Genomic DNA, 12,525 nt, shown 5'->3' with positions numbered 1-12,525 from the left:
ATTATTAGTATGTATGAAAAACAAACTAACATTGAACATTTGGTGGATGTATTTGAGAAATAGCAAGTTCTTTTGCTATTTCTTATCCCACTATCGGGGGCGATTATTGAACAAAAACTAAAGGAGTGATACATATTAGTCATGTATAATATGTATCACTCCATATTTTTTATAGCTTTTTTTGATTTAGATCTTGATAGACAATGAAAAAACAACAAAAACCCTGTCATGTAAGGGTTCCTATGAGCTTCAAAATCATTTTTCATAGGAAATACGTTCAATGATGGGGGTGTATCCCAAATGAAATGGATTGTTAAAAAGGGAGGACTATGTTGAAGAGGTTAAATATCAATAAAAAAGTATTAAAAAGGTTAACGATTGTACCAATTCTATTCATTTGTTATGTTTTATTTTTAAATCCTGAAGTTATACTTGAAGAGCAATGTCCTAATAAGCCTTATAGTTTAACAATCGTAAAGCACGGGACAGGTATATTTGATAAGAAAATTGTTCTAATATATTACAAAATCAACGGAAAAACAGTAGCTGTTGGAAATTTGGTGTTTTTTGAGAATTTGGGAAGAGATATAGATGTTACTTGGGATACTAATACTGATGATGGAACTTGGTGGATAGATAAAAGCGTACATTTAACCATGACCTATGCTAAAAATTTTAAGGGGGATTTAGACAAGAAAGATATTGATTTTGATTATGGTACTGTCCAATAATAATGAAGCAGTTTATTTAAAATAGGAATATACACTAAAAGAACCGCCAGTCGCGGTTCTTTTGTGTTTAGATTTAAACGGGTTTAGGAGCAGTTTTCTTTTCTTGCAAGTACCATGATTCCAGAAGATTATCATAAGTATTGCTGGTAATAAGTAGAACAAATCAATACATAACTTGACTACTTAGTAGTAAAACTCGATGCCATGAGAAAGGTTGAAGTCCTACTCATTTATGACTTATTTAAACCAATAAACGGTCAACCGAGAGTAACCGATTGGCAGGTTGAAATCCAGTCAGTTTTAAATTATCGATATTTAAATCACAAACCTTTGCTGATTTCTTCGGAGTTAACAGTCGATGAGATTTTGGATATAGACGAGGCTCTTGGTTCACGGATTCACCAGATGTGTCGTGATTACATAGTGATTATTAAAGGCGATCGAATGCAATTAAATCATAGGTAAGGTGATTGGGAATGAAGGAGGAAACGAATGTGAAAGTAATTGGTGGACTTTATATATTTGGACCTTCAAATCCAACTGAAGGTAAAGATCTTACACCAACAATCCGTTTACTTGAGGAAAAAATAAAGCAAATGGAGCGGATGCTGAGTGCTTAAAGCAGTCGTGTCTCTGTTGGCAATTTTACTCTCCGCACCGAGAATAGAAAAAGAAATTGAGCTATGGGAACAGCTTGACGGGAGGTAAAGAACAGTTGTATTGCATTAAGTTCACTGTTTATGGTGAGCCAGTCGCACAAGGACAGCCGCGTGGATCAATACGAGAAATGGGAAGGTGCATATGCGAAATCCAGCGAAATCAAAGTATTTTAAGCAGTATGTAGCTTTGGTTGCGTCTCAGCATCGACCAGAAACAATTATTACTGGTCCTGTTTCAAAGTGTACAGACCAATGCCTAAGTCAGTTTCAAACTCAAAAAAAAAGAAAGAGAAAGCTGAAAATGGTCTTTTGCGGCCTACTACAAAGCCTGATGTTGATAACTATGTAAAGGGTGTGAAAGTGCTTTGAATCAGTTGATATACAAAGATGATAATCAGGTGGTGGATTTGAAAGTCAGTAAGTTTTATAGCGAAGAGCCGAGGGTGGAAATCATGATAAAAGAGGTTTCTGCCTAAAAATAAAACACAACGAAGCGCTTAGCCTCAGTGTTCTCGATAGGGAACTGGTACTTCTATCAAAACACAGGGGGGACCTTTGAGTGTACAATCCAAGAGAAATAAACATCAAAAAAGACTTAACTATTCAGCAGAAGATTGACCCAGGGAGAGTTCAAATCATTGTTTTATATGGAAATCAAGGTACAGCCCATGTCTAAGATGCTCCGGAGCACGGGAAAACAGTGATTCAAACTGTAAAGGGCAGTTTTGCGCGAGTTGATCATGAGATAGGTTACAAAATCAAATAGCAGTGGCTTTCCACTGCGGGGGGAGGAACGGTATGGATAAATTATAGGAAATTTAGTGACATCCACGAAAGATGACAGTTGAGCAGGAGGCGGAATATTTGAAAGTGCATCCGGATTACATAGCGATACTCGTGCCGAAGGTAGAGAAAAAAGATCGGTGATGAAACAATTATTGCAAAGTGTGATAGGACAAACGATTGGCTCCTTGGTGCTATCGCTGCGGTTTTATTATTTGCGATTGCAGTCCTGCCGGGATGGGGGATAAAGGCATTGCAAGAATTCGAGAAGTGGCATAATTTAAAAGAAGGCTGGAATAAAAAAAGGGGGAGCTATCTCCCCCTATATATTAGTAACATATATTAGTAACAACGTTCATAATTTCCATACCATATCCCACTCCAAGAGGTAACACCTTTCAGATACCACTTATAAACGCCGTCATCATAGACGTTAGGTATTTCATTTCTTGAATTATAAGGACCGAATTGTTCTACTATACAAGTTTTTAGTGCGTTTGCCTCGGTAGTTGTGTTTGTGGTCGAAGAAGTGGTTGCAAATGCAGGAGCTGCTGAAACAAGTAAAGCAAGTGATAAAGCTGAACCAGTTAACACTTTTTTCAATTTCATTTTAAACACTCCCTTTGTTTTTTTAATACAACTGTATTATCTCATGCTATCCAGAAATATCCAAGTTATTTTTTGTTAATGTTTTGTGAACTTAGTTGAAATAAAGAAATCTGCCCGAATGCCTGTACCCCGAAAAGGGGGCACAGCATGGGCGATGAGGAGGTAATATTGTCCAAGACGGAAAACCTGCGGACACTGAACTTACAGCATTTACGCTGTTTGTTTGGTGTTCGTTTTTTATTTGAAAAAGGGGGATACAATCATGAATCAAAAAGAAATTGAAACTCTAATCACTGGATGGTGAAAGAGGTTCGTCGTTTGCAAAAGGTACTCTATGGTTCAGTAATTCCCATGAAGAATTGGAGTGTTGCACAATATGGATTAGAATCAGCTATGCCAAAAGGAAGTCCCGGGAAGAGTCAGGCAGAATTGCGGCAAATGGAATGAGAGAGGAACGTCTTTTCAAACGTCTTAAGTATTATGAAGAACGAGTCTATGCGGTTGAGTTGGGGGCAGAAAAGATCAAAGGGGAGCAGCACAAAGTTATTTATGATTGCATGATGGAGGGGATGAGTTATCGTGCAATAGGTCTTCATCTTGGCATTTCAAGGGAAACTGTACGCAAAATGAAAGATGAGTTCATCAGCCATTTATGCCAAGATTGCCACTTTGAGCGCTTGTTGAATCTGAAAAAATCTGTGGTGTAAAATGGGAGGCAGGATCGGCGCGGCGGATTATTCCTGCGTCACCACTACATTCATGGAATGAGAAAACCCCCCAGCGATAAGCGAGGATCAACTCAACTGGGAGGTTTTATACAGTTAATTCGGGTGATAAAACACCAGCAGTATTGCGTAAAAATTAATATTCCCGACAAAAACAAAATAAAGCCTCATGTTTGATGATGATAAGGATTGAATGTGCTCTATCAAACGAGGCTTTTAGAGCGAATTCACTAATAACGGGTGCATTCGTTCGTAGGAGGATTATTTCCAAGAAAAATGGGTTCTATTCATATTGAGGAGCGCTTTTCATAATAAAACCCCACGTTGATCATAAAGAGTTGGAGAAACGTGGGGCAGAGCGATGGGGTATTTATGTGGAGAGTTGCTCTAATAAGTAATCTATACAGCTTTTGTTGTGATGTGCATGGTTTTGTTTGCTAAATCCTCATGGAGCGGTAAATAGGTGGTTGTAATAGTACTAGTAGATGCTTCTGAACATAGTTTATAACAGATAAAAAATAATGAAGGGAGAAGAAAATATGCATCATTTCAAAATTTTACCTCCAATTGTGCATCCGACTAAGTGTTGTGAACATCATACGTTCTCAAATACAATTGTTCCTCACATTCATCCGCAACATACAACTAGCGTGAATCATCAACATTATGAGCATGTTCATTACTTTCCGCATAGTTACTCAAGTTACGATCCTGTCACTGAGCATCATAAGTATTGCGGAAAACCTTGTTGTTAAGGATTTCCGAAAACAATTAATTAAAAAAGAGAGGTTTTAAAGTGGCCTCTCTTTTTATTGTCTATCCTATTTTTACAATTTAAGGATATTGTTAATAACATTGCAAAACGCCATAAAAACTTCTTATGGCGTCTTCGTACAGGGAGGTGAAATTCAAAAGGCCGCTTTGGATTAAAGTGCCTAAAGACTAATAAAGGAATGCAGCACCAACAATGATTAATAGAATGAATAGCACTACGATTAATGCGAAAGTGCTACCATAACCATTCGAGTATCCCATATAGTTACCTCCTTTAATAGTAGATTAAAATATTTCAAGACTAATAAAGGAATGAAGCACCCACAATGATTAACAGGATGAACAACACCACAACTAACACGAAGGAGCTATTGTAACCATTTGACATATTATCACCTCTTTTAGTGGAGTTAGTATAAGATATGTCAAACAATAATTTTCGACATAGATTTAAGTCTAAATAAGAAAAAATGAATATTTTGTCTAAAGGTGCAGTAGTAGACACATCAGAAAAAAACTATTAAAACAAACACAAACTCAAACATGAGATCCGGAGGTGGGTAAGATGTAATGCCAAGACCACGAGATCCACGCAGAGACAAAGCTTTTCGTTTGTGGGAAGAGAGCGGCGGGAGTAAGAAGTTAAAAGACATTGCTGAGCAATTAAACGTAACAAGTAGCACTGTCCGAAAATGGAAAGCAAACGATAAATGGGAAGAAAAAATAAAAGGGAGCGCTCCTAAATCGAAAGGGAGCGCTCTTTTGCGTCGAGGCGCACCTAAAGGGAACAAAAATGCAAAAGGAAATAAGGGAGGAAGAGCACCGCTTGGAAATAAAAATGCATTAGGAAATAAAGGTGGTGCAGCTCCACTGAGAAATCAAAACGCTGTGACTCATGGATTCTTCTCTAAGTTCCTGCCAGAAGAAACGCTATCGATCATGGAAGGAATACAGGAGCGATCCCCTGTTGATATGATATGGGACCAAATTCAGATTCAATATGCCGCAATTATAAGAGCGCAAAAAATCATGTTCGTTTCCAGGAAATGATTAAGGAACTGAAAAAGAAAAAGACTATCCTATCTGAGCCAAACGAAGTCGAAGAGGAAGAATACGAATTCCAATTTTCTTGGGATCGTCATGCCACATTCTTAAATGCTCAATCTCGGGCTATGACAAAGCTCAGGAACTTAATTAAACAATTTGATGAATTAGCCCATTCGGAAGACGAACGACGCCTTAAATTGGAGCATATGCGTTTAAATATCAACAAGAAAAAATTATAGATTGAAGAACTTACAGAAGAAGATAAACCTTTTGAAATCACCATTGTGAACAAAGGTGATGATAAATGATTAAACAAGTAAACCCACATTTTAAAGAATTTCTCTTTGATTGGAATCAAAAGTTTCAGTTTCTTGTGGGTGGTTATGGATCATCCAAAAGCTATCATGTGGCACTCAAAATTGTACTGAAATTGCTTCAAGAAAAACGAACTGCACTTGTTATCAGAGAGGTGTACGACACACATAGGGATATTTTACCTACGTGCGTCAGGAAGCTGTCGCTAATGAAGGATTGTCAATAACTGAAAACTTAGCACAGATCGGTGTTAAAGTCCCATCAACAATAACAGATCGATTACAAACAATGGAGAACGAAAAAGAACAGAGTAAGAATAACGCTGACAGAGCTGCTGGCTAAGCCAGTGGCTTTTTTTATTACACAGACAGAAGGAGAGAGGATATATGGCCATCAAAGTTGTAAAGAATTTAGTTTCTAAATCAAAATATGGATTGAAATGTCCTAACCCAATGAAAGCTGAGTATATCACTATCCATAACACTGCGAATGATGCTTCAGCAGCCAATGAGATTTCTTACATGAAGAATAACTCTAGCTCAACGAGTTTTCACTTTGCAGTAGACGATAAACAAGTCATTCAAGGAATTCCAACGAATCGTAACGCTTGGCACACAGGAGATGGAACAAACGGTACAGGCAATCGTAAGTCGATTGGTGTCGAAATTTGTTATAGCAAGTCGGGAGGTGCTAAATACTACGCTGCTGAAAAGCTGGCCATCAAGTTTGTGGCGCAGCTGCTTAAAGAACGCGGATGGGGTGTTGATCGAGTTCGTAAACATCAAGACTGGAATGGTAAGTATTGCCCGCACCGTATTTTGTCAGAGGGAAGATGGAATCAAGTTAAGGTTGCCATTGAAAAAGAATTAAAAGCGCTAGGTGGGAAAACAAGCACAAGTAAAACATGTACAGCTAAAAAGAAAACAACAAAATTAAGCAGCAAGAAAACGTCATATGCGCTGCCTTCCGGTATTTTTAAAGTGAAGAGCCCAATGATGAAAGGAGAAAAGGTAACACAAATTCAAAAAGCACTGGCTGCACTATACTTCTACCCGGATAAAGGAGCGAAAAACAACGGCATTGACGGCTATTATGGCGAACGCGGTTAAACGATTTCAGTTGATGCATGGGCTTTCTGCTGATGGAATTTATGGACCTAAGACTAGAGCAAAAATTGAAGCATCATTGAAGTGAAAAAGAGCCCATCTCTTTACGAGAGGGCTTCATTCATATTCATACTATTTTCACAAAAAACTTTTACAGATTATTGAATATAAAGGGAATATTTTGTATTATAATCTCGTAATTTAATAAAGGAGGATGTATATGAAAGGTTTAAAAAACTTGTTTTGTAGCATTGTTTTAAGTTTAATAGTAGTTGTCTCTATTTTCTCAGTTCCGGCCAAGGCTACTACAGAAAACCTCATAGAGGCTAAAAAACCAATTACATATGAAGAACAAGAGGTTTTGAAGGTCAATAAAAATGGAGAGACCGAAAGCTTAAACAGAAGTGATAGATCTTCTGTCATTCAAAAATCTAAACAACTGTTCAATAACAATATTAAAAGTGAAATAAACTATAATAATCCCCTTGTAAAACAAGAAAATAATGTAGTGAACGTTCCCGTTGTTGATATAAAAGATAACAATGCAAAAACCTCAGCAAAAACACCTAGTCTGGTTACAATGTCTTACCTTACAACTTATGACCCCAATAAAAAAACAATCACGACAAAAATCGCAATAAAAAATATAGTCGGCGAAAAGCCGGTTGTTATAGAAGCGTCAAATGATCTTTATGCAAGTAATACGTATTCCGGGAAATATCAAAGGGTTTTTATTCACAGTAGAGAGTTTTTAGGTGCTAATATAAAAGTTGGTAAATCATATTCTAAGTCATATAGTGTAAAATCAACTAAATTTTATATTTCTAGACACACTACAGTGGCTGGATGGAAAGGTTCACTCCCTGATACATCTACTGGACAATTAGCTCCTACTTTAGCTAATAAGATTGGTGAGATCTATCCAGCGATTATCAATCATCATAACAACAAAATGCTTCCACTACCGAGTAGAGCAGACTTGCCTAAAGTGCCTGAAAAAGATAGAGTTGATTGGGATAGCAGCAAGGATCGTGGGGCCTATATAAAGAAATATATAGACACATACGGAAATCCTAAATGGGACTGGTCCGCAATAGATATTCACCATGTTATCCCTAGAGAACGTGGGGGGAACAATAGCTTTAATAACTTGTACCCTTTACCAAGGACTATGCATCAGCAGCTTTTAAATCCGTGGTGGGCTAGATATTAATTTTATGTGAGGTGTCGATATGGCTGTTTTTATTGAAAAAACACTGGAAGGTTTAAAAGAATTACTTGATGAAAGAGGGCAAATGAAAATCTTAGGTAAAGAAGGGACCCTCAGCGAAGTGGAATGTCAATTTTTTGCAAGAGCTACAGATCAAGAAATAACGGAATTTGAAAAGAAGCTAAACGTTACTCTTCCAGAAGATTATAGAGTATTTTTGAAAACACATAACGGCGCCAGAATATATGATGTAATGATTTATGGCAGTAATGTTGGTGGCGGACTTCACATTTTAAGTTTAAAAGAGATATATGAGAGTATGCAGACAATAGCTTTATTGAAGCCAACCTTTATTCCTGTCGCTCATTTATTAGATGGCTGTTATTTGTTAATCGATAAAACAAAGGCATCAACAGATCCAAACTATTTATGGTTACTTAATCAAACGGAGTATGAATTTCTGAACTTGAATTTCGAGCTCTTTGTAGACAGGTATATTGTTTCGCAAGGAGCGAATTTTTGGAAATGGAATCTGTATTCAGCTGAAAATTATTATAGAACAAATTAAAGAAATTTCAAAAAACGTCTAGTTAAACACTAATGACCAGAACATATTGACGGTATTTGTGTAAGAAAGCCTTCTCGTTATGAGAAGGCTTTCTGCATATTTAATATGGAGTATACATTGCCGGACAAAGTTATCCCTTGCTTAAATATAAAGAGCCTTTCTCCTCAAAAAGAAGGGGAAAGGCTTTATCCGTTTATCCCTCGTATAGTTTATTAATCAACTCTGTAAATGAATCACAAACATAGCTAATGGAACTTTCCTTATCTTCATAAGCTATCTCATGATCCCAAAAAACAATTACGGGTTCTTGAGAGCAGACATTCTGTAATCAAAACAAAAGAGGTTTCCCCCTGCATCTGTAGCAAAAGGTATGATCTTATCAACTAACCGGTCTTTAACATTATCAATGGTACTAAGGAGATCAATTGGTCGAGTAGGATCTCCTATGCTCAGTAAATTGTTGATTGATTCTCGAGAATCTTGGAATAAAACAACCTTTTTATCTATAGGGGAACATCCATTATGGTCTTTAATGAATTCTTTGTAATCTGTCGGGAACTTGATTTTTAATTTCTCTTCTACCTCTTCGATCTGACTGTTTGTCGCCTCTTGAAAAGTGCGTCGTTTTCTCCATTTAATACTTTGCATTGGTTACCTCCCACTAGTCATATACCGGACAAAGTTATCCCTTGTATTAAATAAAAAGAGCCTTTCTCTTCAAATAGAAGGGGAAAGGCTTTATCTGTTTATTCCTCGTATAGTTTATTAACCAACTCTGTAAAAGAATCACATACAGGACTTAAAGCTCTTTCAGGATCTTCAAATGCCATTTCATGATCCCAAAATACAATAGAAGGACTACTGAGTCTTTTTCTAAAATCGAAGCAGATTTCATTGCCAAACACGTCATCAGCAATCGGTATTACTTTATCTGGCATTCTGCCGTCTCGATAACGATTAGAAACGTTAACTATATATGACTCACTTTCTTTATGGAAGCTATGTAAGTATCCGAATGCAATTTTTTCCCTATCTTCAAGATCAAAAGTTTCAGGAGAGGGGGTAGCGCCAGAATAGATTTTGACATATTCTAAATAATCTTTTGGGAACTTTACTTGTAACAGGTTTTCTACTTCAATAATTTCCTCGTTACTAACAGGATGCTCTCCGAAATCCCATTCAACCATATGGTATCTCCGCCTCGATATGTAAAACCCTTCTTTATGTAAGAAGGGTTTTAATTTTATTCAACCTTTAAATATATCTGGAATCTTATCTCGCCATATTAATAGCAATTCTCTAAATTGATCGGTTTCAATTGAGTTTTCATAGGGTTCTTCTACCCTAAAAGAGTTTTCAACAATTGTCACATCTTTCTTGATGAGCACACTTGTAGCATTTAACTCAATCTCAAAATCTTCATATATCCCTTCTGAAACCTTCTCAATGTAATCTATATACTCGTTGGCTTGTTCTTCTGTAGCGATGTTTTCAATGAAAACAGAGAAAATACTGATTTCTTCTGGCAATACTATTCCTACATCACCAAATGGATCTTCTTCAAATTTGTATGGATATTTCATATGTTATTTCCCTTAAAGATTATTATTTATATAACGGATATGAAGTTTTATTTATACCTTAATATCATACTTTTCCTTAATTCTTTTCATGTAGTTCTCTACCTCGGGTTTATTTTCTGGGTGTCGTTCTACATATTCCCTAACAAATTCATTTAAATATTTATAGAAATTTTCGTAATCTAATATGACTTCTTCATCTTCCTCGACTGCTGGGTAATCGAAATAAAAAGCTATACCCTCATCTCCAAAATAATCTTCTTCCCACTCTTCGTAGTCATCAGCAAATACACACCAGACATTCTCTATTCCATAACCCTCTCCGTTGGAGAATTTCTCTAAAATGCGTAAAAAACGTTCATCACCCATAACTTGAAAAAAATAGTTGATTAAGTCTTTGTTTTTATTATCCATTTCACTTTCACTCCGAATTATTTAATCATTTAAGGTAGGGAAAAAATTTGTTATTTCTCCAGTAGCTTCATCAATATAACCTTCAAACTTGAGACCATTTTTAGCGTATCCAGTTACTTTTCTCCCGACTACTTCTCCATTTTTCATTGCTTCTTCTCCCCACTGCAACATTTGTTCGTTTGAGATCTTCTCGGGATCATAAACTGTCTTTGGAGTACGGACTTTTTTTAGTTCTCCAGGTTTGATATTTCCTTCTCTATCTAATGCAGGTAAACCATATTCAATTTCATAGATACCATCAATTGTGGGGTGTTCTCTTTTTGAAATTATACAACTCTCTAAATCCCAACCTTTATCAATAAATGCCTTTTCAAAATTCTGTAGATTGTGACCGCCGACAATTCCTTTATTTTTCTTTCTAACTATATCTTCTACCTCAACTAAATGGGTATCATATCCTTGCCTAAAAGTAACATTTATTTTGTGAAAAGCATTATTTTTTTCTTCTTCAATTATACTTTTTAACAGTGGTGTGTTTTTAACGTTATGAGTATTCTCAATATCTTGTGCAATTCCTACAAGTGCAGGTTCATATCTGTTTTTAAAAAAGGGATTAATAGGGTTGTTTCCTTTTGTAATTCCTTTATTCACATGAGAAGCGGCTGTTCCACCTTCAACCACTTTACCCACTTTTGAGAGCTTAATAGTGGTTTGCACTGCAGCACCTGCACCTTTTGGACCAACGATATTACCGACCGCATAACTGATATAATGTGCTCTTGTGTATGCATCGCCATTTATCATTTTATCATTCCATGAATCGACGATGTTTGTCCAAATTATTTTAGGGTAGGAGGGGACACTTAAGACTGTTGTGATTGTTTTTGCAAGTTTTAGTTCCATAGGGAGCTGTGAAAATTCCCATGCGCCTACAACCAAGTCCTTGATGCCATATATCGTATCATCAATCGCATCGTTAAGCCCATCATTAACCCCATCGATGATATCCAATGCCGTTTTACCCGCATTGATTACACTTTCACCGACGGACTTCAGCTGTTTTGCTTGTTCTAGCTGCACCACATACTGTAACTGTGCAGGTTCAAGGTTCTCATACCCGATCTTCTTCGCAATTTCTAAATACTCATCCGGATCTGAGACACCATTCGCAAGCTTTTTCTTTAAGTCTTTTATCTCGCGTTCCTTCGCTTCCTCTTTCTTAATCGTCAAATAAGCTTCTGTACGCTTTTCAATATCGCCTTTTTTCTTATGTATGTCACTCTCACGGTACGCCTTAGCGTTGTAGTGGATGGGCGTAGCGTTTTTGCCTTTGCCTGTTGCTTCTTGGAGCTTTTGGAAATCTGACTTGATGAATTGTTCATTTGGCTCTGACAGGGCATATTCTGTCAGTAAATCTTCGTCAAGGTCACCTAGTTTTTCAATGGTTTTTTTGCGTTTGTCATTGGCATCTGCAAGCTCATTCTTGAAGTTTTCTGTTGAAAACAAGTCGAGCGGAAGGATGTCGTCAATGTCGTTTAGGATATCTTTCATGGCTTTTTTCTGTTCAGACATGATGGACTTTGATTTTTTATGGGCGTTAGCCAGTTCATGTTCTAAAAAAGACTCTTCAATATAAGCATCTGAGAGGCCCTTGTCCTCGACAGCTCCGGCAATGCTGTTAAAGAATGCGATTTTCATGTCAATGTAGTCGATCCATTGATCAGTGACACCAACATGATCGTGATAGAATGCTTTAATGTTATTAGCGCCTTTACCTGAGAATTCGCTGTCGTCAAGTTCAGCGACGCTTTGTAAAGCTTTTCTCAAGTTGACCATTTGCGTCCTTAGTTCTTTATATTCTTTGGCGCGGTCTGTAGCTTCAGACATAAGTGTTTTAGCTTCAAAGACTTTCATAATCATACCCTTTCATTTAATCATATATCAAAATATTACCATGGGAGAAAGAAGAAACGAACCTAAAATTAACTTGATTGATCGTATCAA

13 protein-coding genes and 9 pseudogenes are annotated in these 12,525 nt (G+C 36.8%); 14 read left to right on the top strand and 8 right to left on the bottom strand.

What is annotated here, in order from left to right; all coding sequences use genetic code 11:
- Positions 1-332: 332 nt before the first annotated feature.
- The 6 genes and pseudogenes from MKX71_RS12995 to MKX71_RS12970 all read left to right on the top strand — a co-directional run.
- The gene (locus MKX71_RS12995) at positions 333-731 is read left to right on the top strand and encodes a hypothetical protein (protein ID WP_029318116.1); all 399 of its coding nucleotides are present in this window, start codon (positions 333-335) and stop codon (positions 729-731) included.
- A 192-nt stretch (positions 732-923) separates the two neighbouring features.
- Positions 924-1,196, top strand: a pseudogene (locus MKX71_RS12990) (ATP-binding protein); the annotation flags it as partial.
- Between the two features lie 5 nt (positions 1,197-1,201).
- On the top strand, positions 1,202-1,351 hold the full coding sequence (locus tag MKX71_RS12985) for a hypothetical protein (RefSeq protein WP_076458162.1): 150 nt from the start codon (positions 1,202-1,204) through the stop codon (positions 1,349-1,351).
- 95 nt (positions 1,352-1,446) lie between these two features.
- A pseudogene (locus MKX71_RS12980) lies at positions 1,447-1,866 on the top strand (RusA family crossover junction endodeoxyribonuclease).
- An 83-nt stretch (positions 1,867-1,949) separates the two neighbouring features.
- A pseudogene (locus MKX71_RS12975) lies at positions 1,950-2,156 on the top strand (XtrA/YqaO family protein).
- Positions 2,157-2,227: 71 nt separating this feature from the next.
- A pseudogene (locus MKX71_RS12970) lies at positions 2,228-2,411 on the top strand (hypothetical protein); the annotation flags it as partial.
- A gap of 104 nt (positions 2,412-2,515) precedes the next feature.
- On the opposite strand, the gene MKX71_RS12965 reads toward MKX71_RS12970, so the two are convergent.
- Positions 2,516-2,782, bottom strand: coding sequence for a hypothetical protein (locus MKX71_RS12965; protein WP_029318115.1), 267 nt, complete (start codon positions 2,780-2,782; stop codon positions 2,516-2,518).
- 297 nt (positions 2,783-3,079) lie between these two features.
- Between MKX71_RS12965 and MKX71_RS12960 the strand changes: the two are divergent.
- Positions 3,080-3,489 (top strand): annotated as a pseudogene (locus MKX71_RS12960) (sigma factor-like helix-turn-helix DNA-binding protein).
- 557 nt (positions 3,490-4,046) lie between these two features.
- A complete protein-coding gene (locus tag MKX71_RS12955; protein ID WP_273796126.1) occupies positions 4,047-4,262 on the top strand; it encodes a CotD family spore coat protein in 216 nt (71 codons plus the stop codon).
- 187 nt (positions 4,263-4,449) lie between these two features.
- On the opposite strand, the gene MKX71_RS12950 is transcribed toward MKX71_RS12955, so the two are convergent.
- Both MKX71_RS12950 and MKX71_RS12945 read right to left on the bottom strand, forming a co-directional pair.
- A complete protein-coding gene (locus tag MKX71_RS12950; RefSeq protein ID WP_088326573.1) occupies positions 4,450-4,542 on the bottom strand; it encodes a YjcZ family sporulation protein in 93 nt (30 codons plus the stop codon).
- A gap of 40 nt (positions 4,543-4,582) precedes the next feature.
- Entirely contained in the window at positions 4,583-4,669 is an 87-nt protein-coding gene (locus MKX71_RS12945) for a YjcZ family sporulation protein (RefSeq protein WP_073991391.1), read from the bottom strand.
- A gap of 182 nt (positions 4,670-4,851) precedes the next feature.
- On the opposite strand from MKX71_RS12945, the pseudogene terS reads away from it, so the two are divergent.
- From terS to MKX71_RS12915, 6 genes and pseudogenes are all read left to right on the top strand, one after another.
- A pseudogene (gene terS, locus MKX71_RS12940) lies at positions 4,852-5,636 on the top strand (phage terminase small subunit).
- Positions 5,633-5,818, top strand: a pseudogene (locus tag MKX71_RS12935) (phage terminase large subunit); the annotation flags it as partial. The pseudogenes terS and MKX71_RS12935, both read left to right, overlap by 4 nt.
- 26 nt (positions 5,819-5,844) lie before the next feature.
- A pseudogene (locus tag MKX71_RS12930) lies at positions 5,845-5,985 on the top strand (phage holin family protein); the annotation flags it as partial.
- Positions 5,986-6,029: 44 nt separating this feature from the next.
- Positions 6,030-6,837 (top strand): annotated as a pseudogene (locus tag MKX71_RS12925) (N-acetylmuramoyl-L-alanine amidase).
- Positions 6,838-6,969: 132 nt separating this feature from the next.
- Positions 6,970-7,962: an HNH endonuclease signature motif containing protein gene (locus MKX71_RS12920; RefSeq protein WP_339231182.1), complete on the top strand. Its 993-nt coding sequence runs from the start codon at positions 6,970-6,972 to the stop codon at positions 7,960-7,962.
- A gap of 19 nt (positions 7,963-7,981) precedes the next feature.
- Positions 7,982-8,527 (top strand): SMI1/KNR4 family protein, encoded by a 546-nt coding sequence (locus MKX71_RS12915; protein ID WP_069322772.1) that lies wholly within the window; start codon positions 7,982-7,984, stop codon positions 8,525-8,527.
- A gap of 297 nt (positions 8,528-8,824) precedes the next feature.
- On the opposite strand, the gene MKX71_RS12910 is transcribed toward MKX71_RS12915, so the two are convergent.
- From MKX71_RS12910 to MKX71_RS12890, 5 genes are all read right to left on the bottom strand, one after another.
- The gene (locus tag MKX71_RS12910) at positions 8,825-9,175 is read right to left on the bottom strand and encodes an SMI1/KNR4 family protein (RefSeq protein WP_236823988.1); all 351 of its coding nucleotides are present in this window, start codon (positions 9,173-9,175) and stop codon (positions 8,825-8,827) included.
- Between the two features lie 98 nt (positions 9,176-9,273).
- Positions 9,274-9,714 (bottom strand): SMI1/KNR4 family protein, encoded by a 441-nt coding sequence (locus MKX71_RS12905; protein ID WP_069322771.1) that lies wholly within the window; start codon positions 9,712-9,714, stop codon positions 9,274-9,276.
- A 60-nt stretch (positions 9,715-9,774) separates the two neighbouring features.
- Positions 9,775-10,110, bottom strand: coding sequence for a tRNA-Val4 (locus MKX71_RS12900; protein WP_069322770.1), 336 nt, complete (start codon positions 10,108-10,110; stop codon positions 9,775-9,777).
- A gap of 51 nt (positions 10,111-10,161) precedes the next feature.
- The gene (gene cdiI, locus MKX71_RS12895; protein WP_040082462.1) at positions 10,162-10,521 is read right to left on the bottom strand and encodes a ribonuclease toxin immunity protein CdiI; all 360 of its coding nucleotides are present in this window, start codon (positions 10,519-10,521) and stop codon (positions 10,162-10,164) included.
- 21 nt (positions 10,522-10,542) lie between these two features.
- Positions 10,543-12,435: a T7SS effector LXG polymorphic toxin gene (locus MKX71_RS12890; RefSeq protein WP_069322769.1), complete on the bottom strand. Its 1,893-nt coding sequence runs from the start codon at positions 12,433-12,435 to the stop codon at positions 10,543-10,545.
- Positions 12,436-12,525: the final 90 nt, after the last annotated feature.

This window comes from Bacillus sp. FSL M8-0071 (assembly GCF_037975455.1).
In the GTDB taxonomy this organism is placed as follows: domain Bacteria; phylum Bacillota; class Bacilli; order Bacillales; family Bacillaceae; genus Bacillus; species Bacillus subtilis.
This window is presented reverse-complemented; position numbering and strand designations above follow the sequence as displayed.